The 24,924-nt window shown below is 36.1% G+C and carries 25 protein-coding genes and 1 riboswitch; of the genes, 6 read left to right on the top strand and 19 right to left on the bottom strand.

The genetic code is table 11. The annotated features are described in order from the left end of the window. Positions 1–24 precede the first annotated feature (24 nt). From JEM45_RS00630 to JEM45_RS00600, 7 genes are all read right to left on the bottom strand, one after another. Positions 25–1,554, bottom strand: a complete 1,530-nt coding sequence (locus JEM45_RS00630; protein WP_198687532.1) for a Na+/H+ antiporter NhaC family protein — start codon at positions 1,552–1,554, stop codon at positions 25–27. 201 nt (positions 1,555–1,755) lie between these two features. Further along, a complete protein-coding gene (locus JEM45_RS00625) occupies positions 1,756–3,498 on the bottom strand; it encodes a purple acid phosphatase family protein (protein WP_198687944.1) in 1,743 nt (580 codons plus the stop codon). Positions 3,499–3,722: 224 nt separating this feature from the next. Next, complete coding sequence (locus JEM45_RS00620; protein WP_026866668.1) at positions 3,723–4,391, bottom strand: GOLPH3/VPS74 family protein; 669 nt, start codon at positions 4,389–4,391, stop codon at positions 3,723–3,725. Between the two features lie 64 nt (positions 4,392–4,455). Continuing rightward, positions 4,456–5,034, bottom strand: a complete 579-nt coding sequence (locus JEM45_RS00615) for a GNAT family N-acetyltransferase (protein WP_026866667.1) — start codon at positions 5,032–5,034, stop codon at positions 4,456–4,458. Positions 5,035–5,112: 78 nt separating this feature from the next. Further along, positions 5,113–5,958, bottom strand: a complete 846-nt coding sequence (locus tag JEM45_RS00610) for a patatin-like phospholipase family protein (RefSeq protein WP_026866666.1) — start codon at positions 5,956–5,958, stop codon at positions 5,113–5,115. Positions 5,959–6,025: 67 nt separating this feature from the next. Continuing rightward, positions 6,026–6,238, bottom strand: a complete 213-nt coding sequence (locus tag JEM45_RS00605; protein WP_026866665.1) for a helix-turn-helix domain-containing protein — start codon at positions 6,236–6,238, stop codon at positions 6,026–6,028. 11 nt (positions 6,239–6,249) lie between these two features. Continuing rightward, positions 6,250–6,888, bottom strand: coding sequence for a DUF2975 domain-containing protein (locus tag JEM45_RS00600; protein WP_026866664.1), 639 nt, complete (start codon positions 6,886–6,888; stop codon positions 6,250–6,252). Positions 6,889–7,071: 183 nt separating this feature from the next. Here JEM45_RS00600 and JEM45_RS00595 point away from each other — a divergent pair, with 183 nt between their 5' ends. Next, a complete protein-coding gene (locus tag JEM45_RS00595) occupies positions 7,072–7,308 on the top strand; it encodes a hypothetical protein (protein ID WP_026866663.1) in 237 nt (78 codons plus the stop codon). Positions 7,309–7,342: 34 nt separating this feature from the next. On the opposite strand, the gene JEM45_RS00590 is transcribed toward JEM45_RS00595, so the two are convergent. The 3 genes from JEM45_RS00590 to metK form a co-directional block, all read right to left on the bottom strand. Beyond that, positions 7,343–8,722 (bottom strand): NAD-dependent succinate-semialdehyde dehydrogenase, encoded by a 1,380-nt coding sequence (locus tag JEM45_RS00590; protein WP_026866662.1) that lies wholly within the window; start codon positions 8,720–8,722, stop codon positions 7,343–7,345. A gap of 75 nt (positions 8,723–8,797) precedes the next feature. Further along, a complete protein-coding gene (locus tag JEM45_RS00585; protein ID WP_198687531.1) occupies positions 8,798–9,706 on the bottom strand; it encodes a nuclease-related domain-containing protein in 909 nt (302 codons plus the stop codon). 28 nt (positions 9,707–9,734) lie between these two features. Beyond that, positions 9,735–10,919, bottom strand: a complete 1,185-nt coding sequence (gene metK, locus JEM45_RS00580) for a methionine adenosyltransferase (RefSeq protein ID WP_026866660.1) — start codon at positions 10,917–10,919, stop codon at positions 9,735–9,737. 95 nt (positions 10,920–11,014) lie between these two features. Beyond that, positions 11,015–11,117: riboswitch (SAM riboswitch) on the bottom strand. Between the two features lie 210 nt (positions 11,118–11,327). Here metK and pckA point away from each other — a divergent pair. Next, positions 11,328–12,902, top strand: coding sequence for a phosphoenolpyruvate carboxykinase (ATP) (pckA, locus tag JEM45_RS00575; protein ID WP_198687530.1), 1,575 nt, complete (start codon positions 11,328–11,330; stop codon positions 12,900–12,902). Between the two features lie 56 nt (positions 12,903–12,958). Here pckA and ytkD read toward each other — a convergent pair whose 3' ends face one another. Then, positions 12,959–13,417 (bottom strand): RNA deprotection pyrophosphohydrolase, encoded by a 459-nt coding sequence (gene ytkD / locus JEM45_RS00570; protein ID WP_026866658.1) that lies wholly within the window; start codon positions 13,415–13,417, stop codon positions 12,959–12,961. Between the two features lie 74 nt (positions 13,418–13,491). Between ytkD and yidD the strand changes: the two genes are divergently transcribed. Beyond that, entirely contained in the window at positions 13,492–13,731 is a 240-nt protein-coding gene (gene yidD / locus JEM45_RS00565; protein WP_026866657.1) for a membrane protein insertion efficiency factor YidD, read from the top strand. Here yidD and menE read toward each other — a convergent pair. From menE to JEM45_RS00540, 5 genes are read right to left on the bottom strand one after another with little or no spacing between them, the layout of a single operon-like run. After that, a complete protein-coding gene (gene menE / locus JEM45_RS00560) occupies positions 13,721–15,130 on the bottom strand; it encodes an o-succinylbenzoate--CoA ligase (protein ID WP_198687529.1) in 1,410 nt (469 codons plus the stop codon). The two genes, yidD and menE, sit on opposite strands and share 11 nt — an antisense overlap. 55 nt (positions 15,131–15,185) lie before the next feature. Further along, complete coding sequence (gene menB / locus JEM45_RS00555) at positions 15,186–16,004, bottom strand: 1,4-dihydroxy-2-naphthoyl-CoA synthase (protein ID WP_026866655.1); 819 nt, start codon at positions 16,002–16,004, stop codon at positions 15,186–15,188. After that, positions 16,001–16,792 carry a 2-succinyl-6-hydroxy-2,4-cyclohexadiene-1-carboxylate synthase gene (gene menH / locus JEM45_RS00550; RefSeq protein WP_198687528.1) on the bottom strand — a complete coding sequence of 264 codons (792 nt, stop codon included), beginning with the start codon at positions 16,790–16,792 and terminating at the stop codon, positions 16,001–16,003. The genes menB and menH overlap by 4 nt, the downstream gene beginning before the upstream one ends. Further along, complete coding sequence (menD, locus tag JEM45_RS00545; RefSeq protein WP_026866653.1) at positions 16,782–18,449, bottom strand: 2-succinyl-5-enolpyruvyl-6-hydroxy-3-cyclohexene-1-carboxylic-acid synthase; 1,668 nt, start codon at positions 18,447–18,449, stop codon at positions 16,782–16,784. The genes menH and menD overlap by 11 nt, the downstream gene beginning before the upstream one ends. Next, positions 18,412–19,806, bottom strand: coding sequence for an isochorismate synthase (locus JEM45_RS00540; RefSeq protein WP_026866652.1), 1,395 nt, complete (start codon positions 19,804–19,806; stop codon positions 18,412–18,414). The genes menD and JEM45_RS00540 overlap by 38 nt, the downstream gene beginning before the upstream one ends. A 116-nt stretch (positions 19,807–19,922) precedes the next feature. Between JEM45_RS00540 and JEM45_RS00535 the strand changes: the two genes are divergently transcribed. Both JEM45_RS00535 and JEM45_RS00530 read left to right on the top strand, forming a co-directional pair. Next, entirely contained in the window at positions 19,923–20,840 is a 918-nt protein-coding gene (locus JEM45_RS00535; RefSeq protein ID WP_026866651.1) for a 1,4-dihydroxy-2-naphthoate polyprenyltransferase, read from the top strand. Between the two features lie 75 nt (positions 20,841–20,915). Next, positions 20,916–21,515 (top strand): DUF5067 domain-containing protein, encoded by a 600-nt coding sequence (locus tag JEM45_RS00530; RefSeq protein WP_198687527.1) that lies wholly within the window; start codon positions 20,916–20,918, stop codon positions 21,513–21,515. Positions 21,516–21,573: 58 nt separating this feature from the next. On the opposite strand, the gene JEM45_RS00525 is transcribed toward JEM45_RS00530, so the two are convergent. After that, entirely contained in the window at positions 21,574–22,041 is a 468-nt protein-coding gene (locus JEM45_RS00525; protein ID WP_026866649.1) for a hypothetical protein, read from the bottom strand. Between the two features lie 262 nt (positions 22,042–22,303). On the opposite strand from JEM45_RS00525, the gene JEM45_RS00520 reads away from it, so the two are divergent. Next, a complete protein-coding gene (locus tag JEM45_RS00520; protein WP_198687526.1) occupies positions 22,304–23,059 on the top strand; it encodes a MerR family transcriptional regulator in 756 nt (251 codons plus the stop codon). Between the two features lie 60 nt (positions 23,060–23,119). Here JEM45_RS00520 and JEM45_RS00515 read toward each other — a convergent pair whose 3' ends face one another. After that, positions 23,120–23,902, bottom strand: coding sequence for a CHAD domain-containing protein (locus JEM45_RS00515; RefSeq protein ID WP_026866647.1), 783 nt, complete (start codon positions 23,900–23,902; stop codon positions 23,120–23,122). 58 nt (positions 23,903–23,960) lie between these two features. Then, a complete protein-coding gene (locus JEM45_RS00510; protein WP_026866646.1) occupies positions 23,961–24,818 on the bottom strand; it encodes a fructosamine kinase family protein in 858 nt (285 codons plus the stop codon). Between the last annotated feature and the right edge of the window lie 106 nt (positions 24,819–24,924).

Here is a 24,924-nt window from a genome sequence, read left to right as displayed (position 1 = left end):
TCTATTGATTTCAAGGCTTTTATCTTATATTTCAACTGTTTTATCTTTAGATTTTGCTCGTCTATTCAAGGTGAATAATATTCCGACGAGCACTGCAGCAGTCGTGATGATACCTAAAATAGAGTTTTCTGTGAAACCTGTCGTTAGGAACCCACTTGCTGCTGATAATGCAATAATTAATGCATACGGTAACTGCGTTCTAATGTGCTCCATGTGGTCAGCTGCTGCACCTGTTGATGACATGATACTTGTATCAGAAATCGGTGAACAGTGATCTCCAAAGAGTCCGCCAGATATTGATGCACCTATAGCGAGTGCTAAACTCATATCAAGTTCGTTTGCCATTGGAATTGCAATTGGGATCATGATGGAGAATACACCCCATGAGCTACCAGTTGCAAAGGAAATTAAGGCACCTAAAATAAAGATAACCACTGGTACAATAAATCCAGGTAAGAAACTTCCAACATAGTGTGCAAGGACTTCACCTAAGCCCATAGTTGTCGCAATCCCACCTATGGACCAAGCCATCACTAAAATTACAGGTACAATCATCACTTGCATAAAGCCATCTACCCAGTCGTTTAACAATGTTTGTAAAGACATTTTATAGCGAAGTATTGCATAAACCATTGCTCCGACACTACCTAAGAAAAAGCCAGTCGTTATTGCAAATATGATGTTTGCATTCAAGAAAGCATCTACAAAACCATTCGTAGCGATATCACCTGTCCAAAAGATTACACCAAATATTCCTGTGAAAAGTAAGAGTAAAGGAATAACGAATGAGAAGATATCTGCTGGTTGTTGATCGTCTTGGTCTTCATCTGCGTTAATCATAAGTTTGTCATTGTCACCATATAATTTCCCTGTATCAATGGCACGTTTTTCAGCCTTATACATTGGACCGATATCTAAGTTCATGTTAATAACGAACAAGACTCCGATAATCGCAAATATTCCATATAGATTAAATGGAATCATCTGTACAAATAAGGTCCATGGATTATCTGTTAAAGCTAAAGCCGTTAACTGCGTTCCGATAATTCCAGTAATAAATGGACCGTAAACACTAATCGGTGACATAGCTGCTAAGGGACTACCCATTGAGTCAATTATGTAAGCTAGTTTCACTCTAGAAATGTTTAACTTATCTGTTACTGGGCGCGTAATTGTACCTAAAATTAGTACCGGCTCTGTGTAGGAAAATAGAAAGGCGCTCCCAAATACGAAGTTCTGTCCTTTTTTACGTGTATTCACCTTTTTAGTTGTAAATTCCGCAAAGGCTTGTCCTGCCCCAGTTTTCCTCAAAATATTAATGAAACCTCCTGTAAAGACTACGAGTAGAATTAACGCAGCATTCCATGAATCCGCAATAGACGGGACCATGACATCATTAATCGTATATGTAAAACCTAAAACAGGATTCCAATTGTTAATTACTGTTGCACCAAACCATACACCTAAAAATAAAGCGACCACTGTTTGCTTCGTTAAAATCGCAATAATAATCGCTAATAAAGGTGGTAACAACGATAATAGCCCATATTCCACTTATATACACCTTCTATATTTATATTATAATTTCTAATTATACCTTAGTGTGCTAGTAATGAAAACATTAATTTTAAATTTTCACTAATCGTGACAGTGTCATCATTCATCTACCTGTATTCTTCTAAAATAATACAAAAATAGCGTGAAAATCTGAATTTCAAGATTTTCACGCTAGCCAAAATAATTCATTATGTTATTTTATTCTCCACCATTTTGTATTCCGAATTGATCTACGAGTTCTACAGTTCTTTCCTCACCTAATAAGAAATCTCCACTTAACTGATACATACTTACAATCATCTCGTTGCCTTCAACTTCATATATTGCGAAGTTCTGACTTGATGAATCACGATTGTTTGAATGTGAATCTTCAAAGGCATCAGTTTCTTGAGGTTGGCCACCAAATCCGAATAAGCTATTGTAATAGTCTACATCTTCTTCTGTCATCCAATCAAGATCTGGTCTAACTTCGTGTAAGTGATCTACACCTTTAGAATAAACATCGTCATATTCTTTAGTACCACCTGTGTTAGGTAGAACATATACCGTACCATCAGGATTTTCCATATATTCTACTCCGTTATCCCCTACAAAAGTGTTAACATCCTCAACTTCAGCATTAGAGAAGTTTTCATCACTTGGTACATGTGTTAATGAATGTGTTCTAGAGATAACATGGTCGTGTCCTTGTAGTGCTAAATCAATATCCAGTTCATCAATTAGAGCTGTTAATTCTTCTCTGACTTTCTGAACATCTTCATCTTGTAGTGAGTGATAAGACTTAGAGTAAAGTGGCTTATGATAATTAAGCACAATCCACTCCGCTCCATTGGCACGTGCTTGTTCTACATCTTCACGTAACCAAGCCATCTGTTCTTCACCGATTGCTTTACCTTCTGGATTATCTTCTGATTCTTTGTTGTCATTTGTATTTAAAGTTACAAAGTGCACGCCGTTATAGTCCATTGAATAATATGAACCGCCGTCGACTTTATCGTTCGTTACAGGAACATTAATATGTTCATTAAATTTCTCAGTAAGTGGATCGTCACCATAATTTAAGGCATACTCATCATGGTTACCTGCTGCAACCGACATCGCAGCTTGCATAAAATAAGGACGAGATTGTTCAAATAGGTCTATCCATTCATCTTCTACTTCAGCGACTTCTACAACATCACCAGTGTGAAGTACGAAGTCTGCATCACCAGCAGTTTGTAGTGCATTCATTAAAGTATTTGCCCCAAACGCCGCTTCATTTCTTACATTTTCATTCCAGAATGCATTTTGTGTATCTGTATAGTGAACAAACTTGAATGGGTCTCCAGCTTGTCCAGATGTTTTAAACGTTCCAGTTTCACTAATTTCACCAGACTCACTACCGACATAGTAATAGTAGTCTGTATTTGGCTCAAGACCTGTTGCAGTCGCTTTGTATGAGTATTCAGTCACATCTGTCAGTTCCATGTGACCATAATCTCCGTTCATCCACTCATCACCGTGAGCTTGTGCATCAGTATAATATCCTTCGATGATAGGTTCACCGTTCTCGTCTTCAACAGGTTCTACTTCTTCATCTTCTTTTACTTGAGCAAATATGTAATTTCCATTTGCATCTCGTTCACCATAGTGAGAAGTTACTTCACTTGGTGTCGCTTCAAATTCTAAAGTGTCATCAAAATTCCCTGATTTTGAAACCCAAACTTTAGCATCTTCAAATTGATCAGTTGTATACCAGTTGAATGCCATCTCTGAAGATGTATCCCCATTGAAAGTTGTAATAATACGGTTTGGTGTATTATTTACAGGTACTTCTGCAACTTCAGGTTTTCCTTCCGTTAATTCAGGTGTAAACTCAGCAGATTCTTCTGTTGATTCACTTGGTTGTCCGCCTCCGGCAGCTTGTGTACTCGGTGCGAATAACGCTGAAAAAATGAGCATAACTGTTGCTAATAAAATAGCCAATTTTAAGCTAAATTGCCTATCTCGTAAAAAACAATGTTCATAAATGATACCCTCCTGTATTTGTCTTCAATACAAGTGTAACGAAATAACATTTATGGCATTTTAACATTATGTAAAGTTGTCTTAATATGGAAAAATTAGAAACCCATCAAAGAAGATAGTAACATCTTTGATGGGTTCTTAACTTTTTAAAAGTACATCTAATTATTAATTATCGTTGTCGTTGTGACTGCCGTTGTTGCTGCAATTAGAATTGCCGCTTCAATATCTTCGATAGACTTGGAAACGAGTTTCCCATATTCATTATTCTCAACAATATCATCTAAACGTTTATTTGCTTCTTTTTTATTTTCCTTACCGAAGACTTCATTGACTAGATCACATGCTTTAATTAGAGACAATAACATTGCTATTTTAGGGTCTGGACTCATATCCTTAAATACTACATCATTGACATGATTTCTAATTTGATTCTCTGGCTTTTCATTGATTGTTGGATAGACATTAGAGGTAAATATAAATAATGAAGTTTTCTCTTCTTCTTTAAGAATTCCCTTGTCAACTAGAGATAAGTAAATAGGCGTTTTTAGCGCATCTTTATTATTCGCAAAATGACTAATCCAATGATCCATCTTTTTCTTTCTTTTAGAATCGTTGATCTCTTTAATAACTGTATCAAAATAAGATACATCTGTGAGAGAATCATCTATTACTGTTACCTTATCATCGACTAATTCTATTTTTTCTTCTAAAGCGAGTTCTGCAAGTACCGCCCCACTTAAGCCGTAATCTATGGAAGATGATATATTTGCTGTACCTTTTTCATCATCTGTACCTAAAAGAATGAGAGCTTCTGCTATAGTGAACATATCTACACCTCCAGAGTATTATTATTATTTATCATTACCATTCTTGGTGTTTAAGTAAACAATTTTAAAGTTGTTTCACATAACATACACACTTATATTGTCGTTCAATCTCGGAAAACTGCTCAATATTTTCTCCTGTATAATGCGCGAACATATACATTGGTATTAATGTATCATCTTCTGGTTTCACATTATGTGCCATATCATCATAGCTTAAGTACAAGTGATAATATTCACTTTCTTTAATATAATCATTTCTTTCAAACCATAGATGTGAATTGCCTTCTTCTCTCGTCCATGCCTCTAAGTAGTTTAAGCCAATTTTTGCAGCTTCTACGTCTGCTTGTTCCATTAAAGCTAGACCAATGCCCTGGTTTTGATAATCAGGATGTACTGCAAGATGCCAAATCATTCCACCTATGCCCTCATCGAGTGAACATATTTTTTCATCTTCAGAATCACATTCTATATCAATTAAACCCACAACTTGGTTATCCTTAATTGCGACCAATTCAATCGCCTTATTTTCATATTGTTCTTTAGATGGGTGAACATCGTCAAAGTAAGGGGTATCTAAAAAAGATAATACTCTACATCTGACCCATCCTTGTTCATCAGTCGGTTGAAATGCTCTTATTTCCATTAATTTCTTCCCCTCAATTTCAAATTTTTATTCTTATATTTTAACACACAAAAAAATAAGTCCCAGTATTACTGAGACTTACACCAAAAATGATTTTATATCATTCAATTTTGCTTTAGCATCCTTATAACCGAGCTTATAGAGCTGTTCAAGTTTTGCTTTATTACGCGTCGTACGACCGACACCTGTATCTACGCTCGGTGCAATGACTAAAACATTGCCTTTTTTCTCTTCATCAAAAATATATGCTAAACGTTCATTATAATGTTTATATCGTACTCTAATACGCTCATCAATCTTTGGGTACTTTTTATATGATATTACACTCGCTGCTCGACTCGGTTTTTTATAGTAACCTCTAGGTTTCGTCAAAACAACAATATTCTTCTCATTACCATCACTCTCTGATTTAACGAGTGGAATTGGATCTGAAATTCCGCCGTCGAACATCATTTTACCCCCGACATCTACTGGCTGTGCGAAAAATGGAATTGAACTGGAGGCTCTTAAACAACTCCCTAGAGTATCCACATCATAATCGTCTTTGTTAAAATATACAGGTTCACCTGTCTGACAATCCGTCGTTACAATAACGAATTCTTCAGGACCATCGATGATTCTTCTTATATCTAATGGATCAATATTGTTGGGAATTTCATCAAATATGAAATCCATGCCAAATAACTCACCTTTTAAAAACAAGTTCTTATACGATAAATAACGTTTATCGTTTACGAAATCAATGTTAACGCGCTTATTACGTCCACTTTGATCTGACAGATAAGAAGCAGCCATACACGCACCTGCAGATACACCGATGACATACTGGAAATTAATCTTGTCTTCTAAAAAACATTCGAGTACCCCAGCAGAATATATGCCTCGCATTGCTCCGCCTTCTAAAACTAAACCTGCTTTTGACATAACCTATTGCTCCTTGTCTTTATATCTATTTAATTACAAGGTATCATAAAATTTATTTCTTGGTCACCTATTCAGATTCATCTTCAACATATTCTAAAATATCTGCAGGTTGGCACTCCAAAGCTTTACATATCGCATCTAAGGTGGAAAAACGAATGGCTTTTACTTTTCCTGTTTTTAAGTTTGATAAGTTAACATTTGAAATTCCAACTTTTTCTGCCAGTTCACCTAAAGCCATCTTACGATCTGCAAGCATTCTATCTAATCTCACTACTATCATCTTTCACCCTCCTAGACCGTTGCATCATATTCATCTTGGAGAAAGGCGCCATATTGCATCGTTTTGGCAATAATCCAAATTAGAATACCTGCAAAAATTGTTATGAAGTTAAAGCTCACAGTACTATCAATATTTAGAAACTCTGCAACTTCAACTGGTAGTGAAGACATAGCTAAAGCGTTCGACACTAAAGTGGATGAAAAATAAGTTAATAGTGTTTCCATCAGTGATAATAATACGAAACTATAACCGATATACTCAATGTACTTGCTGTTTTTGGGAACAAGGATATCCCCTTTACGTAAATTATTCAACCATCTATTTAAGAAATAGATAATTAGAAACATCGGTACGATACTGAGTGTTGAAACAAATGCAGTAATAACAAGTAAAGTTTTGTCTAGAGTCACGGATGATAGTAAATCATCTGTAATGGCGAGTGAAAACCCTTCTCCTTCAAATGTAAAATTTGCGGGTATACTGCTCAAAATATTCATTAATGAATCGACGGGTACCATAATAAGTACGAAACTTGCGACTAAGGTTGCCAATGTTGCGATACCTACAAGTATTAATGCGATTAGCGAGATGACATACACAACAGAAACTAGTGCTTTAAAGCGCTTGTGTGAAACGATTTGATTAGTCATAATATACCTCCTGTTTTTTTGGTAACTTAAATATACAACAAAATTTAACTTAAATCAATATATTTTTAATGTTTATCATTAAATAATTAATTTTATTCGTGTTATATAATTAATTTATTGCTATGCTAAGCGTTTATTGAGAAAATAAAAGTAACATAAGTATACGCTTACAAAGGAGCTTTCATGAATAAAGAAAATATTAACCGTCTCATTTATATGTACATATTAGTATTTGTAGTTATCGTCATTGTTCAAATTATGTTTTTAGATGGTATAAACTGGGCAAGTACCATTGTCATGCCAGCCCTTGTTGCTTTACTCTCACTTGGCTTTCGTTCAAATGTGAAAAAAGATGAAGAAATTGCGCGTAAAGACGAGGCAAACTACAGAAATAAGAAAAACAAAAGGAACGAATCTTAGTATTTTTACTAAGATCCGTTCCTTTTACTATATTTTACAAATTAATTGAGGTCACTTTTGTTTCAGTGTAAGGTTCTAAACCTTCAATTGCACCTTCTCTACCGACGCCACTTTCTTTTAGGCCACCAAATGGAATATTTGCAGCACTAGGTGCACCGTTATTCCAACCGAGCACCCCGAAATCTAAGACATCTGTTAAATACACACCCGTCGCATAGTTTTCAGTGAAGTAATATGCAGCTAAACCAAATTCTGTACCATTTGCCTTGGCCACTGCCTCATCTAAGTTACTGTAGCTTTGGATCGGGGCAAGTGGTCCAAAAGTTTCCTCTTTCATACACAACATGTCATCGCTGACATTAGAAAGGACTGTGGGTTCTATGAAGTAACCTGCTTCTTTATTACCTTGTCCACCAGTTTCAACTTTCGCACCTTTACTGATCGCATCTTCTAATTGATTCATGACCTTATCATAGCCATCTTCATCAATTAAAGGCCCAATTTTTACTCCGTCTTCCATACCATTACCCATTTTTAACTCTTTAACTTTTGCTGTAAGTTTTTCTGTGTATTCTTCTAGAACATCTTCGTGAACATACAGTCTATTTGCACAGACACAAGTCTGTCCCGAGTTCCTGAATTTGGAGGCAATCGTACCTTCTACAGCTTTGTCAATATCTGCATCCTTATGAACAATTAATGGTGCATGTCCTCCTAGCTCCATCGTTACATTTTTAACAGTTACAGATGCGTCACTCATTAGTTTTTTACCTACTGCTGTTGAGCCTGTAAATGTGAGTTTCATAATCTTATCAGATTTTGTAAATATCTCACCAGCATCTTTACCAGAGGCATTGACGTACTGTATTACACCTTTGTCAAAACCTGCTTCTAATGCTAAATCAATAAATTTCATTGCGGATAATGGTGTCGCACTAGCCGGTTTTACAATAAAGGTATTTCCCGCTGCTACTGCTGGAGCCGCTTTTCTGGCCATCATTGCAACTGGGAAGTTCCATGGTGTGATTGCCGCAACGACACCAATCGGATGGCGCGTAACAACGATACGGTTGTTTTCTTTTGAAGAAGGTACTGTACGTCCATATATACGTTTAGCTTCTTCTGCGTAATATCTAATATAACTGTTTGCATAGTCGACTTCACCCAGCGCTTCAGTTAGCGGTTTTCCGCCTTCTTTCGTTACAAGTTCTGCAATTTCTTCTTTATTTTTATCAATTTTGTCAGCCCATTTAAAAAGTAAATCGGCTCTTTCATAGGCAGTGAGTTTCTTAAATGATTTAAAAGTCTCATCTGCTAAGTCTATTTTCTTTTCTATATCATCTTGACTATCTTTCTGCACTTTCCCAATTTCTTCTCTTGTTGCGGGATTAATTACAATAATTTCTTCTGACATTGTTTTTCCCTCCAAAAATAAAATCGTCCTATAAATAATTATAGGACGATTATTTTCAATTTACAAAATTTAAGATCACAGGCTCTGTTCTAAAATTGCATCTGCAATTTCATCTAAGTCTTTAACCGTGTATTGGAATCTGCCATGGAAAACATATTTCAAGAAGAATGCTTCTAGGTCTTCTTGGCCGACAATTACACGGATTGATGGATCTTCTGAGTAGTTTGTAATTGAATAGTTACCATTATCTTTAGGATTAAAATATATAATCGGTACGATATCGTATTGTAATTTCAACTTGTTTTTAAGCTTCTCTGCAGTAATCTTCGTCTCATCGATGACACCATTATAATGATTAACAGATACGTTTTTCTGATCTGCCTTTTCGAAGATTAATGTTTGTTCTCGTTTCTTATCTAGATCGAGTAAGTCGAAGAATGATTCTACATAAGGCACTGTTTCAAATTGTGCTTCATTCACACCATGTAAAATGTGTCCACTCCAATACTTAGAATCAATCAAGTAGATACCTGTACGTGTTAAAACTAAATGGTCGATTTTACGTGTATTCGTATAATTTCGTGAAGGTAGGAATACATTAGATAAGATAATCATATCGGATTCGCGGATTTTCTCATCTTTGACCAACTTATCTTTTAACTGAATCAAAGCTAAGTCTGTTAAATATTCACCTTTGTCTACTGAGAACTGATGTAAACTTGATAATTTGTTATCGAGTAAAGTCGTATCATTATAATACTTCTCATTTAAATTCGATAATTCTTTTTTGTGCTCAAGTCTTTCTGCTTCATGTTCACTTTCGTACTTCTGTACTAAAGATTCTTTTTCCTTAGCGTGATTGTTTTCAACAACTTTCGCTTGATTGCGATGTTTAAAGTAATAAACTAAAAACCAGATTACTACTATAAGAAGAACGACAGCAATCGCAATAAAAATGGGATTAGTAAAGATTTCCGTGTTCATAACATTCCTACTTTCCAACAGTGCTCACCTAGCGATTTCTTAATAATTCTTTAAGCGCATCGACCTTATCTAATCTTTCCCAAGGTAAGTCAATGTCCGAACGCCCAAAATGGCCATAGCTTGCAGTCTGTTTATAAATTGGCTTTCTTAAGTTTAACATATCTATTATTCCATCTGGTGACAAATCAAACAGCGCTCTAATGACTTCAACAATTTTATTTTCATCATATTGTCCCGTTTTAAATGTATCAACAGAGATAGATACTGGTTGAGATACACCAATTGCATATGCTAATTGGATTTCACACTTATCAGCAATACCACTCGCTACAATATTTTTAGCAATATAACGGGCTGCGTAAGCTGCTGAACGGTCCACTTTTGTTGGATCCTTTCCAGAGAATGCACCACCACCATGACGTGCATATCCGCCGTAAGTATCCACTATAATTTTACGACCCGTTAAGCCAGCATCCCCTTGTGGGCCACCGATTACAAAACGACCTGTTGGATTGATGAAGTATTTAGTTTCATCATCTAAAAGATGTTCAGGTACAACTGCTTTAATCACATGCTCTAATAAATCATCATATATTTCAGAAGCAGGTATGTTCTCATGATGTTGGGTTGAGATAACAATCGTATCTACACGGAGCGGCTGACCCGCTTCATCATATTCAACTGTCACTTGGGACTTACCGTCTGGTCTTAAGTAAGAAATCGTCTTATCTTTTCTTACTTCTGTTAGACGTCTTGAAATTTTGTGAGCAAGTGCAATTGGTAAAGGCATAAACTCTTTCGTTTCGTTCGTTGCAAATCCGAACATTAAACCTTGGTCACCTGCACCAGTTGAAACCCCTTGTGATTCTCTCGTTTCAAAAGCATTGTTAACACCAACCGCGATATCTTCTGACTGTTCATCAATACCAGTTAATACTGACATCGTCTTATAATCAAAACCATACTTAGCATCCACGTAGCCTATTTCCTTAACAGTTTCACGAACTGTCTTAGGAATATCTACATAAGTCTCAGTACTGATTTCCCCTACAATTAAAGCAAGTCCTGTATTAACTACAGTTTCACATGCCACTCTCGCATATGGGTCACCTTCTAAAATCGCATCCAAAATCGCATCAGAAATCTGATCTGCAATTTTGTCTGGGTGTCCCTCTGTGACTGACTCTGATGTAAATAACTTTCTTTCTGACATTAAAATTCTCCTTTATAGCTAAATTAGCTATCTCCTAAAGCAAAAAATAAAGCCTTATTCTCCACATAAATATAGAGAAAAAGGCTCGCCCTTTTCCCTTATCGCTCAGAATTACTCTGCATTCTTTAGCACCTTTCTTGAAAAGGAGGTTGCTCTGGCTTCACAGGGTTTGATCCCTCCACCACCTCTTGATAAGAGATAACTTAGCTATATATTACAATATTGATATGTGATAATCAAGATTTAGACCAAATCAAACTAATATAATAAGTTAAATTTATTTCTTAAATTAGAAATGTGCATCATTACTTATAGATGTACTCTTATTATAGTGTTATCGTAAAAAGTAATGTGTTATACTAATTTCTAAATAATGCGTTTTAATTCAAATATTTTTGGAGGCGAATCATGGTTAATCACAAGAGTTTAATCGAGGACTTAGTCGCTAAATCCTCAACACACAAACAACTATCAAACAGTGAACTAGTAGAGGCTTCTTTACGACGTGGTGAAGCTACATTAACAAACACTGGTGCCCTGCGTGCTCAAACTGGTGAATATACAGGCCGTAGCCCTAAAGATCGTTTTGTCGTAAAAGATAGCGTATCTGAAAATAAAGTCGATTGGGGAGAAGTTAACCAACCGATTTCTGAAGAAATATTCGACAATTTGTTTGAAAAAGTGACTACATACTTAAATGAAAAAGAAGAGTTATTTGTTTTTAATGGCTATGCTGGTGCTGATCCTCAGACTCAACTAAAACTACAAGTTGTTAATGAATTTAGTTGGCACAACATGTTTGCTAAAACTATGTTTATTCGTCCTGAGACTAAGGAAGAAGCATTAGCAATCGACGCTGAATTTACAATTGTCTCTGCACCAACTTTTAAAGCAGATCCTGCTGTAGATGGTACAAAATCAGAAGTATTTGTACTCGTTTCCTTAGAGAAGAAAATTATTCTTATTGGTGGTACTGAGTACGGTGGAGAAATGAAGAAATCCATCTTCTCTATCATGAACTTCTTATTACCTGAACAAGGTGTAATGAGTATGCACTGTAGTGCAAATGTCGGTGAGAACAAGGATGTTGCACTATTCTTCGGTCTATCTGGTACAGGTAAGACGACGCTCTCTGCAGATCCTGAACGTGATTTAATCGGTGATGATGAGCACGGCTGGAATGAAGATGGTGTATTCAATATTGAAGGTGGTTGCTATGCTAAAACAATCAACCTATCAAAAGAAAAAGAGCCCGAAATTTTTGAAGCAATCAAATTTGGCTCTGTTTTAGAAAATGTTGTTATTGATGAAGAAGGTAATCCCGATTATGATGATGATGCATTAACTGAAAACACACGTGCCGCTTACCCACTTAATCATATCGATAACGCACGTATTCCATCAGTTGCAGGTCACCCGAAAACAATTGTCTTCCTAACTGCAGACGCATTTGGTGTATTACCACCTATCTCTAAGTTATCTAAAGACCAAGCAATGTATCACTTCTTGAGTGGATTTACATCGAAACTTGCAGGTACAGAACGTGGTGTCACGTCTCCACAACCAGTATTCTCAACATGTTTCGGTTCACCGTTCCTACCATTACATGCAACAGTATATGCAAATATGCTAGGTGACTTAATTGATAAGCATGATGTTAACGTCTACCTGGTTAACACAGGATGGACTGGCGGAGAGTACGGCGTTGGTAAACGTATGGATCTCAAACACACTCGTTCTATGGTTAGACGTGCAATCAGCGGTGAATTAGAACTTGGTGAATTTGTTAAAGATGATGTCTTCGGATTATCTATCCCTACTGCTGTCACAGGTGTTCCTGAAGAAATTTTAGCGCCTGCTAATACTTGGGAATCAAAAGATGCTTATAATGAAAAAGCACAAGCACTTAAAGATCAATTCATTGAGAACTTCAAAAAATTCGGTGAAGAATCTGCAGAAATTGCAGCTAAAGGCGGATTTTAAACAATAATTAGATACAAAACGGACCCAACAATTATTCTTTGTTGGGTCCGTTTATTTTACTGACAACCATGTTCTCTTACTTCATTATATAGATGAAGAATACATTCATCTTTTAACAATTCGCTTTTATCTTCATCATCAATATCTTCTATTTGTGTGACTAACTTAGGTCCTAGTGTTTCCTGATAATCTTGTAGTCCATCCAAGCGTTCTATGTTACAACAGAATGCGGCTTTACTAAAGGTATCTTCACCGTCATTTACTGTGTATGTTCCAACGAAATGTAAGTTTACTACCAAACCACCTGTTTCTTCATACAGCTCTCTTTGAGCTGCTTCAACAAGTGATTCTCCTTGTTCAACTTTACCACCGGGAAATTCTAATCCTCTTTCTTTATGATGCGTCAACAGAAACTGATTATTAAGTTTAGGAATAATTAGCACATGATCTGTCTGATCGACATACTCATATTTTAAGGTAACATCGCGTCCTTTAAAGTCTTTAAATGTTTTCATTTAAACTCCTCCCCTTGCAGTCTACGTATTATCGGCCTACAATAACTGTACTACTATTAAAAGGTGATTGACTAATGAAAAAAATTCTAATCAGAGCAGTTCATTTCTATCAAAAAAATATTTCCCCCATGTCACCGCCAACTTGTCGTTTTTACCCGACTTGTTCAAATTATGCAATCGATGCTATAAATGAACATGGCGCAATCAAAGGGTCGTACTTAGCAACAAGGCGTATTCTTAAATGTCATCCCTTCCATGAAGGTGGGTTCGATCCGGTACCAGTAAATACAAAGAAGAAAAAATCTAAATCTTAGTATCATCTTTCAATACCTTTTCATCTAGGTCTAGAAACATATTTCTATTAATTGTTCTAGATATCTTTCCAGTTGATGTTAATTTAATCTCATCAACATAGTGTATTTCTCTTGGAATTTTATACTTCGCTAAATGCTCATAAAGATGATTTAATAGACGGGGCTTATCTACAGGTTCTTCTAAAAGTAAAACGGGAACCTGCCCCCACTCGTCATCATCTTTTTTAATAACCACACAGCGATTCACTTCATCAAGCATATAGACAACATCTTCTATTTCTTTCGGATAAATGTTCTCGCCACCACTAATAATTAAATCATTACGACGATCAAGAATATAAATGTATCCGTCATCGTCAATACTCGCGACGTCTCCTGTATTGAAATATCCATCTGTATGATTCATATCTGCATTTAAGTATTCTTTAACGACAGAGTCTCCTTTAATTAGGAGTTCATGGGTTGATTCATCTAGCTTGATTTTAGTCGCAGTAGTATGAATATTCCCCACTGTACCATTTAGAATGTTTTTGTCATTGGAGGATATTTGAACAATCTGAGAGCAAGTTTCAGTCATACCAAATGAATTATAGACAGGTAATCCTTGGTCGATTGCTGTTTTTAACAATTTAGGTGTTGTACTCGCCCCACCTAACAGTATGCCTTCAAGGCAGTGTTTACCTTTAAATTTTAATAAGCGTTTTAGCATCGCAGGAACCATTGAAGTATGGCTAACTTTTTCATTTTCTAAGATTGACCACACAGATTCAGGGTCAAATTTATTAACTAAAATTAAAGTACTTTGACTCATTACAGTTCTAAACATAACTGACAATCCTGAAATATGAAAAATTGGATTGACCATCATCCATACACTGTCTTCATTATAATTCATTTCATTCTGGCAATTATTATGTGATGCCTGGTGATTTCCATAGGTTTGTGGGACCGCTTTTGAACGCCCTGTGGTACCTGAAGTAAACATAATGGATAATATATCATCCGCATCTGGTTGATTCACCATTGCAGTTGCTGATGGCAAGTCATACAGCTCATCAAAATGAATTATTTTAGTATCGGGTATCTCAGCTTGAATTGTCGTAATGACTGTATCAACAACGACATCATCAAGCTGTGATCTAATTTCATGACCAGTTAAACGTGTATTTAATAATACCATTTCTACACCATGTAACATTAGACCATGTATTAGAATCACTGAGTCCAAAGAGTTATCGATTAAAAGCCCGACTCTTTTTTGATTTAAAGTTTCTAGGTGAGTCGACAACTCATGTGATTTCATATATAACTGTCTGTAGTTTAAAGTCTTATCTTTATATTTAACCGCTAGCTTGTCTGGATTTTCCAACATAGCAGATTCTAGCCATTTATATGACATTTAAATCACCTCAAAAACACCCATCAGAGACGGGTGTTAGATTTTACTATAAACTTTATGGGAATTTAGGGAATTGATCGAAGTCAGGATTTCGTTTTTCTTTGAACGCATCGCGGCCTTCTTTCGCTTCATCTGTTGTGTAGTAAAGTAATGTTGCATCTCCAGCGAACTGCTGTAAACCTGCGAGTCCATCTGTGTCTGCATTCATTGCTGCTTTTAAGAAACGTAAGGCAGTTGGTGAATGTTTCATAATATCTTCACACCACTCCACTGTTTCATCTTCTAATCGTTCTAGCGGTACAACCGTATTGACTAAGCCCATATCGAGTGCTTCTTGTGCATCGTATTGACGGCATAGGTACCAGATTTCACGTGCTTTCTTATGACCGACGATTCTTGCTAAGTAGCCGGAACCATAACCAGCATCAAATGATCCTACTTTAGGTCCTGTCTGACCAAATCTTGCATTATCCGCAGCAATTGTTAAGTCACAGACCACTTGAAGTACGTTACCGCCACCAATTGACCAACCTGCAACCATGGCAATGACTGGTTTAGGAATGATACGGATAAGTCTTTGTAGGTCAAGTACATTTAGACGGGGCACTTCGTCTGTCCCAACGTAGCCACCGTGACCACGTTTCTTCTGGTCTCCACCTGAACAGAAGGCTTTGTCCCCTTCACCAGTTAAAACGATCACAGAAATTCTTTGATCGTCTCTTGCACGTGTAAAGGCATCAATCATTTGTTGCACTGTATCCGGTGTAAACGCGTTATGTACTTCCGGACGGTTTATCGTAACCTTACCAATACCGTTATAATATTCATATTTAATCTCAGTATATTCTTTAATTGTTTCCCAAACTCTAGTCATGAATTTTCCTCCTGTAAATAAGCTTTCAGTATTTTAATGAAGACATCAAATGATTCTAGATGTATATTATGTCCACAAGATTCTACTATTTCTAGTTTAGCACTTTTTATAAGCTGTGACATCGTTTTACCTATAGAGACGAACTTCTCATCCTCTTGCCCTACCATTAATAAGACCGGTTGATAGATGCTTTTTATATCATCCCAGTAGGGGTCTTGGACTCCGGTACCATACTTGAGTAGGCTATCTGCTGCTTCCGATGGATTTAGGCTTTGTCGTTCACTTTGCTGTTGATTTAAAATGTCTGGATCTATATGTTGTTGACTATTAAACAGAGGCAGTGCTTGCCAGTCCTTTAAAAACATCTGATAGTTCTCAATCATCTTATCATGTCGGTCTTTATCAATCTGTTGTCTATTCACTCTATTTGCCTCATCCTTTATACCTGCTGAGGCACTTTCTAAAATCAGGAGTTCAACACTATCAGGCTGTAAAACTGTAAAGGCAAGCGCCACTCTACCACCCATCGAATAACCAAATATGTCGACCCGATTAAGATTTAATTCGTTAATAATGTCATCCAGTCCACTTGCGATATCCTTCATAGTATAGGAAATGCCCACACTCTTTGTACCTGCGAAACCTGGTAAATCTACTAAAATAACATTTCTAATATCAGTTAAGGATTCAGCAATCTTTTTCATACTATTACTTGTCGATAAAAACCCATGTAATAAAATAATCGTTTGACTCTGATTATGATCTAAATACTCATAATTAAGCTTCAAAATCTGTCACCAACTGCTTTATTTCAGCTTTAAGACGATTGTGACTATCTAGGTTATATTGACGATCTGTCATGATTTCTATCAACTGACGACCGTCCCTGTTTAGCATGTCACTAGACAGTGCTTCAATAGAATTTATTCGATTATATTCGTAATCATATAATTTAGCAGCATGTTCAAAATTTAAATCTAATGGTGTTCCAAATAATCTCTCAAAGTGTGGCTTATGACTATACTGCGGTAAATACGAGAATATATTACCACCATTGTTATTAAAAACAATAATTGTAAAATCAATATTTTCTAATTTAGCCATCAATAAACTATTCAAGTCATGGTTCATAGATACATCACCAATGAGCATAGTCACTTTTTCTTTTGTAGCCAAACCTAAGGCAGTTGAAATCACACCATCGATACCATTCGCACCTCGGTTAGAAAAAACATCATGCTTAACAGGCGTGTCATAGCGCTCAAAATCTCGAATCGGCATACTGCTAGATAAGAAGAATGTTCTTTCTTCATTCGTGCCTTGAATTATATCATAGACATATCGACCTTCATCATCGTATTGATTGATGTGCTTATCTACACACTGACTAATTTCATTAGATAAGGCTTCAAACTGCTTGCTTAAATCAGCTTGATTTGTTGGCTCTACTAACCTTGGTAAAATTTCACAAACCGTTCCATAATAAGTGACATCTGGTGTCTTAGGAAACGGTTTAATATCTTGAAATTCACTGATGAGGAATTGTGGGAGTGATGTCCATTTTAAAAAATTATTTGTTAATTTAGATGTTACCGGTTCACCAATTCTAATAATAAAATCCGCTGATTCATCAATGTATGCCTTAAAGGACTCCGTTAAATGTGAAAAGATCATATCGTGGTTGACTATTGTCTTATCAAGTTTTGTTCTTATATTTTGTCTAGGATCACAGATTACAGTTAAATTTTTTGAATTTAGTAGCGGTAATAATTCAGTCAAATCCTCTGCAGTTTCTCCTATCAACACAAGTCCTTGACCATTTAATCGTTCAATATTCCTAGGAACGGTTAACGGTGCACTTATATCCTTTTGTTTTCTATGAAAATGCACCAACTGCTCGACGTCAGGCATAATAGGTTCTCTAATTGGAATATTAAAGTGTACTGGTCCCATGTTTACACCAGTAAAGTACTGACTCGCTTGTAGCACCTTGTCTTCAATCAAACTAAGCGCAGAATCATGATCATCTGCAACTGGTAATTCAGTTTGGTAGCGAACAAAATTACTAAACATACCATTTTGATTAATCGCTTGAGGCGCCCCTACATTTTTAAGTTCAGCTGGACGATCTGAAGTAATCACAATCAATGGTATGTGGCTGAGTCCCGCTTCACTGACTGCTGGTGTATAGTTCGCAGCTGCCGTACCTGATGTACATAAGATGCCAACAGGTTGTCTTTTTTTCTTAGATAAGCCAATGGCAAAATATGCGGCACCACGCTCGTCAGGGTGAATGTAAGTTTTAATATGTTCATGTAATTCACAAGCAATAGCCAGGGGCGTTGATCTCGACCCAGGGCTAATTACAATTTCAGACATGCCATATTCATATAAGGCATCAATATAATTAAACGTTTGCGCTGTTAGTGCGTTTGTATAAGTCATTAGTAGTCGCCTCCAGGACGTTTAACATCGGTGTGAACTTGATTTCCGTTTCTTGAAATTCAGCTTCTGCATCAGAACCTTTAACGATTCCACATCCTGCAAACAAGGTTGCACTACTCGCTGAAATCAACATAGATCTTAAGCCTACGGCAAATTCACATTCCTTATCTTGATGAATGAGGCCAAGTGGGGCTGCGTATAAACCTCTTGTACCGTATTCATTTTCCTTGATATATTCTCTTGCTTTCTCTTTTGGTAGTCCACCGACTGCTGGTGTTGGATGAATTTGTTTTAATATTTTAAATTCATCAGCTTCACTATTCAACATCGCCTGAATCGGTGTATACAAATGATAAATATATTTATTTTCTAATAGCTGTGGTTTCTTAGTATAGTTTAAACCATCAGAAAATGGTGCAATATCATTGATGATAGACTCTCTAACAACTTTGTGTTCAAAAAGATTTTTCTCATCTTGTAATAAGAAGTCCTTGTGTTCATCGTTTTCGTCAGGATCAACGAGTCTTTCTATAGAACCAGCAATCGCATTTGTACTTAATTCTTCACCATAAATTGAAAACAATTTTTCAGGTGTCTTAGATACAAAGGTCGACTTCCCTTTTTCATAATATATCGTGTACGTATCTGCCTCGTCTTTTAAACGCCTTATTAAATACAAGCGTTTTGCTTTAGACTCAAATCTGATTAATTTTTGCCTAGCAAGCACGACTTTTTTAAAGTCACCATCCAGTTTTTCAATTGCCTCATCAACTAATTCCTTCCACTCTTTAGGGAAGATGTCTCTCATACTTTTAACTACTGGCTTATCCTTATCCACTAACTCAATCGCTTCTATAGAAGATAAGACTTCATCTATTTCTTCAATTAACTCATTTAAATTAGCCGTAGATTTTAAGCGTGTTAAAAATAATTCTTGATTTTTTAAATCAAATTGCCATTCTGGTAAATGGAATTCGACCATTCTAAACTCATTCCACTCATCCGTAGTATCCTTATCATCAAACAGTGTGCCACCAAACAAGTTCAATTTTGATTTTAAGTAATCTGCAAGTGGTTCCATTTGAATATTTGAAAATAATTTTTGTTTACTTTCCTGTAGAGCAATTGGATTAAATCGATCTCTCCAGATACTATCTATATAATTAATGCCAATCGTATTATATGTATTATCTTTTGACCTAAACCAATAGCGTGAGCCCTTGGATTCCTTGAAATAAGTAAAAATTTGCTCTTCGTCGATTTGATATTCATTTATAGGGAGATGCAAAGTTAAATACTGACGATCAGAATCCAAAGTGATCTGCTCTATAAAAGTTTTAGACGATTCTAATTTCATGAGTCACACTACCTTCAATATAATTAGTTTTATTTTATCATTTTTTAACGACTGTGTGTATGGACAAGACTTAAATATGATAAAATTAAGCACATCATGTTTTAAAGGAGAAAGTCATGCAAGAAGCTACTGTTCATACAGGAATTAAAAAATATTTAATGCTAACGCGACCTCATACATTAACAGCAAGTTTTGTTCCGGTCTTTATTGGTACGGCGAGTGTCATGTTGTTCAGTGATATTCGCTGGACCATGTTCTTTCTCATGTTAATTGCAACTTTGTTAATTCAGTCTGCAACGAATATGTTCAACGAGTACTACGACTTTAAACGTGGTCTCGATTCCCATGAGTCTGTTGGTATTGCTGGTGCCATTGTCAGAAATGGCATGAGCCCGAAGCTTGTCTTGTCTATTGCGATTAGCTTTTATGTAATCGCTGGGATACTAGGCATAATCATCACGATTAATTCTTCCTTTTGGATTCTCTTAGTTGGTGCGATTTCTATGGCGATCGGTTACCTCTATACAGGCGGGCCTATTCCAATATCTTGGACGCCTTTCGGTGAAATATTTGCCGGATTTTTCATGGGAACAGTTATCATAATGATTACCTTTTATATCCATACTGGTACACTTCATGTTTTCCCACTACTGATGTCAATACCATCAGCAATCACTATCGGTCTTTTGAATATGGCGAATAATATTCGGGACCGTAAGAAAGATAAGGAGAGCGGCCGAAAAACATATGTGATATTAGTCGGTAAACCATTTGCTGTAGCGACTGCAGCCGTGTTGTTACTATTTTCATACTTATTCTTAATTTATATGGCATTTTTCACAGATATGGGGTCAGTATTTCTACTCATTCCTCTTCTATCAATTCCCTTAGCCATAAAAACAATTATGCTGATGAAAAAAGGGAATACCCCTGTCGAATTGATTCCAGCAATGGCTTCAATGGGTAAATTAAACACAGTGATGGGGCTACTTATGACAATAGGCCTTATCATTTATGGCTTAACTGGAATATAATTTCAATTAGAAATTGTATTTAACAAAAAATTCTATATAATTGAAGTTGAGTAATCAAACTTAGGGGGATTTATAATGGACTTTAAAAAACCATTTATTATGGGAGGTATGGCATTAACCCTAGCACTTGCTGCGTGTGGTAATGTCACAGATGAAGAACAAGCAGACAATGAAGGCACAGAAGAAGCGAGCGAAGATTCACTTTCGTATTCAGGGGCAAATGGTGACTACACTTTCAATAACTTTACAGTCGTTGAAGTACCATCAACAGACGAAGAAGGTAATGAAACGTCTGTACCTGCAGTTGCCGTCGAATTTGATTTTGAAAATACAACCGACAATGCTGTAACACCTTCTGAATCATTCAGTTTAGACTTAGCTGTTAGGCAACTTAGTGATGCAGGTGAAGCACCGACAGATAACTTAACAATGGATTTAGAAGATGGCAGCGAGTTCGATGAAGGTAAGGCAGCAAGTTCAGAATTAGTGGATGCAGGGGAATCTTCGACTGCTGTTGTTGTATATGGACCACTCGATCCCGAGATGGACACTCACCTTCAGGCTAGAGAAAACCCGTTAGAGGAAACAGAAGAACTTGACGAAACGCTAGAACTTGACTTCTCTGCAGTAGATTCTGCTGAATCAGAAGAGTCTGGTGAAGATTCTGAAGAATAGTCTTCTACTTATAAGCCAAAAGGTCAATGTGATATCACATTGACCTTTTTTTATGACATTATTTGGTTTTGGTTAAAATGAATTTCGTTCCTTCAGCTTCATATGTGAGTTCTCCACCTTCCATATCTAGGCGAACTGACATTACTGTGTGGGGTTTATTATTAAAGTCTCGATAATTTATTCTAATGCGAGAATTGAGTGTTTGGTCAGGTTGCATATAAAATTTTATGATGACAACATCATTCTCATCTTCTTCTTTGATGTAATGATATTTAGTCGTAAAATCATAACCTTTTACATAGACCTTACTAATTTGAAATGGGTTATCACTCTTATTTTCTACGCGAAACATCATATATCTACCGCGGTCATCCGTTCGCCAACCCACTTCATCAATCATTAATTTCGGTTGTGTCGTCATCACTTCAGAACGTTTTCTTGCTGTATATGCACCTAAGGCCACAATTAGGGCAATAAACAAGCCGACGATAACAATTACATCTAACCATACTGATAAGGGATCCATTTATTCTCAACTTCTTTCTATAGTTCCTTTACATTATTTTACCATTAAATTTATGTCATCTAAATAAATATGATACATTGAAGATGATAACGAAGGAGAGATAAATATGATTCAGGTACTGATAGCAATTGGTATTGCCTTTTTTGCCTTCTTAATTCTTGCCATTGCCCTCTTTATATCTACCAACAACAAAAATTCTAAATAAACACTTGACCTTGACGTTACGTCAACTCTTATTATGAGAAATGTCAGGAGGGATGATATGGAATATACAGTCAGTCAGCTCGCAAAATTATCAGGCGTTTCTAGTCGTACATTGAGATATTACGACCAGATTGACTTACTCAAGCCAGCTAAAATCTCAACATCAGGTTATCGAATTTATGGTAAAAAAGAAGTCGATTTGCTGCAGCAGATTCTTTTTTATCGAGAATTGGATGTTGGCTTAAAAGAAATCAAACAGATGATTAATGATAGTGATTTTGAAGCGCTTAACACTTTAAATGCGCACTATAAAGCATTGACTGACGAACGTACCCACCTCGACGAAATAATCAAAACCGTGGAAAAGACGATTTTGAATCATAAAGGAGAGATCGATATGTCAGATCAAGAAAAATTTGAAGGGTTTAAAAAAGATTTAATCAATAAAAACGAAGCAGAATTCGGCATTGAGATTAGAGCAAAATATGGTGATACAACCATAGACGAAAGCAATGCAAAATTAATGGGCATGAGTGAAGATGATTACGAAGCGTTCAGAAATCTAGAACAAGAAATTATCGAGTTGTTAAAAACAGCAATACAAACTAATGATCCAGCTTCTGAAGCTGCCAAACTACTCGCGAGTAAACATAAGGAGTGGCTAAGCTTCAGCTGGCCTTCTTATTCTAAAGAAGCGCATAGAGGCTTGGTGGAAATGTACGTTCAAGACGAACGATTCAAGCACTATTATAATCAACATGTAGATCAGGGTGCTGAATTTTTAAGAGACGCAGTGCTTGAGTATACAAAATAAGTGTGAAAAATTGATTAAACTTATATAATCCAAAAATGCATGCTTCATGGCATGCATTTTTTACTTGCTAGGCAACTCTTGCTTTTGTATGTCAGCAAGGTCTAAAAATAATTGCTTAAGCGATTCATTATCAGTTTTCTCAGCATAGTTATTAAGCAATCTAATATTTACCTCTGCATCTGTCAGTTGACCTAAATCATCCTGAATATCTTCTGCCTTTGATGCAATCTTCTTGTGCGTCACAGACGATAATTTACCTAAATCCTCAGCAGGATAGCGTAATTTTTTTGCTTCTTTTCTTAATTCATGTACGCCTTCATAGTCTTCTAAATCTAAATGCTCAAAGTTTTCCAGCAACTTTTCTTCTTTCTTTTGCAATTGCTTCTTAATGTCCTTATCTAGTTTTTTTGGCTTTTTAAAAGATAATTGCTCAATGGCTTTTGTTGCATCGTCTATTGCTGTTGTTGAGGTTAAAGTATTCGTTTTATTAAATGTGCGGTTCATTTCACGGCGACGTTCTTTAGTAAAATGATTAAATAATTCTTTGTATTCATTACTTAACTCTGGTTCTTTAGTCGCAACAACTGTACACCAATCATTTAATACATCAATTTCCCTAACTGGTCCATAGATAGAAGCAAAGTCTTTCAATGAATTATTAACATGATCATAGTCCGCTTCATCCATAGAATTTTTTAAAAAGTTAAACATACTTCTCAGTTTCCTACTATTTGTGCGTATTTCATGCGCATAGTCTGGATTAAAAGGATTATTTCTAAAATTAGTATACGCCTTATGCAAAACTTTCAGTCTCTTATACATTACTTTTCTAGCTTCTTCCATATTTCATCGCCCTCACTATTAGTGAAATTTTATAATATATACCCCCACTACTAGTAATTTATGCTTCTGAAATAATATCCATCATTAATTCTTTACAGCTGCTCTTATATAAGCCACCAAATTTCGCAAGATGTACAAAAATTAAATAGAATTTATAAAACCTAATCCGCTTCCATGCATCAGCTTCTAATGGATAAGCCTCATCATAAGCATCATAGAAGTCGCCACTGAATCCACCAAAAACAGTTGTCGCACCTAAATCAAACTCACGGTCTCCATAGAATGGGGACGGATCAAATAAGACAGGTGTCCCATCACGTTCAAACATGTAATTTCCTGCCCACAAATCACCATGTAAGAATGACGGTTTGCTATTATGGTTTTCTAACGTTTTTACGATGACCTGGCGTGTTTTATCGTATAGATCTAGGTCATCCTTATTCCAGTAACCTCTTTCTAAGACTATATCTCGAATTACATCGAGTCGTCGTTCCACAAATAGTTCTATCCAAGAATCCGTCCATGCATTATCAAAGGTCATATCCCCACCTTCATGTGGAAAATCATAACCAAATTGACCATTTTCATTATGTTCTAAATGTAATTTAGCCACCATATGACCTAAATCAGCTTGACTACCACTGCCCTCATCAATAAATGAAAGCAGTAAATATGCATCACCATCGATTTCCCCACTACTGATTACTTTTGGTGCATTGACACCAATCTCAGCAAACTTTTTAAGACCCGCTGCTTCAGATAAATAAAATGCCTCAGTACGGTTCGGCTGTACCAAGAGAAAATATTCTTTAGATTTAGTTTCTACTTTATATGCATCATTAACGTCCCCACCAGCAACAGGGCTAATAGAAACAATATCGGAAATTGGTAAATTATTATGCCATTTTTGATTCAAGACCATCACTCACTTTCAACAATCTCATACAAATTATTTCCCTAAATGGTTGATGGGCAAACTGATGTTAAAATGAATAATGGCCCTCTGTCATGAGCACAGAGAG

The organism is Jeotgalicoccus sp. ATCC 8456, from assembly GCF_016313225.1.
Lineage (GTDB): Bacteria > Bacillota > Bacilli > Staphylococcales > Salinicoccaceae > Jeotgalicoccus > Jeotgalicoccus marinus.
The sequence above is the reverse complement of the archived record's forward strand: the minus strand, read 5'-3'. Positions and strand labels throughout refer to the sequence as shown.

Bases quoted from the DNA above. Each gene is read 5' to 3' on its own strand.
- menE (WP_198687529.1), bottom strand. From the start codon at position 15,130: ATGTCATATAAATGGCTAGAATCTGCTATGTTGGAAAATCCAGACAAG.
- metK (WP_026866660.1), bottom strand. From the start codon at position 10,919: ATGTCAGAAAGAAAGTTATTTACATCAGAGTCAGTCACAGAGGGACAC.
- JEM45_RS00620 (WP_026866668.1), bottom strand. From the start codon at position 4,391: ATGTTCACTATAGCAGAAGCTCTCATTCTTTTAGGTACAGATGATGAA.
- yidD (WP_026866657.1), top strand. From the start codon at position 13,492: ATGAAAAAAATTCTAATCAGAGCAGTTCATTTCTATCAAAAAAATATT.
- JEM45_RS00540 (WP_026866652.1), bottom strand. From the start codon at position 19,806: ATGAAATTAGAATCGTCTAAAACTTTTATAGAGCAGATCACTTTGGAT.
- JEM45_RS00525 (WP_026866649.1), bottom strand. From the start codon at position 22,041: ATGGATCCCTTATCAGTATGGTTAGATGTAATTGTTATCGTCGGCTTG.
- JEM45_RS00615 (WP_026866667.1), bottom strand. From the start codon at position 5,034: ATGGAAATAAGAGCATTTCAACCGACTGATGAACAAGGATGGGTCAGA.
- JEM45_RS00625 (WP_198687944.1), bottom strand. From the start codon at position 3,498: ATGCTCATTTTTTCAGCGTTATTCGCACCGAGTACACAAGCTGCCGGA.
- JEM45_RS00595 (WP_026866663.1), top strand. From the start codon at position 7,072: ATGAATAAAGAAAATATTAACCGTCTCATTTATATGTACATATTAGTA.
- JEM45_RS00590 (WP_026866662.1), bottom strand. From the start codon at position 8,722: ATGTCAGAAGAAATTATTGTAATTAATCCCGCAACAAGAGAAGAAATT.
- JEM45_RS00610 (WP_026866666.1), bottom strand. From the start codon at position 5,958: ATGTCAAAAGCAGGTTTAGTTTTAGAAGGCGGAGCAATGCGAGGCATA.
- JEM45_RS00530 (WP_198687527.1), top strand. From the start codon at position 20,916: ATGGACTTTAAAAAACCATTTATTATGGGAGGTATGGCATTAACCCTA.
- JEM45_RS00515 (WP_026866647.1), bottom strand. From the start codon at position 23,902: ATGGAAGAAGCTAGAAAAGTAATGTATAAGAGACTGAAAGTTTTGCAT.
- menD (WP_026866653.1), bottom strand. From the start codon at position 18,449: ATGACTTATACAAACGCACTAACAGCGCAAACGTTTAATTATATTGAT.
- JEM45_RS00585 (WP_198687531.1), bottom strand. From the start codon at position 9,706: ATGAACACGGAAATCTTTACTAATCCCATTTTTATTGCGATTGCTGTC.
- JEM45_RS00520 (WP_198687526.1), top strand. From the start codon at position 22,304: ATGGAATATACAGTCAGTCAGCTCGCAAAATTATCAGGCGTTTCTAGT.
- JEM45_RS00535 (WP_026866651.1), top strand. From the start codon at position 19,923: ATGCAAGAAGCTACTGTTCATACAGGAATTAAAAAATATTTAATGCTA.
- menB (WP_026866655.1), bottom strand. From the start codon at position 16,004: ATGACTAGAGTTTGGGAAACAATTAAAGAATATACTGAGATTAAATAT.
- JEM45_RS00600 (WP_026866664.1), bottom strand. From the start codon at position 6,888: ATGACTAATCAAATCGTTTCACACAAGCGCTTTAAAGCACTAGTTTCT.
- ytkD (WP_026866658.1), bottom strand. From the start codon at position 13,417: ATGAAAACATTTAAAGACTTTAAAGGACGCGATGTTACCTTAAAATAT.
- JEM45_RS00605 (WP_026866665.1), bottom strand. From the start codon at position 6,238: ATGATAGTAGTGAGATTAGATAGAATGCTTGCAGATCGTAAGATGGCT.
- pckA (WP_198687530.1), top strand. From the start codon at position 11,328: ATGGTTAATCACAAGAGTTTAATCGAGGACTTAGTCGCTAAATCCTCA.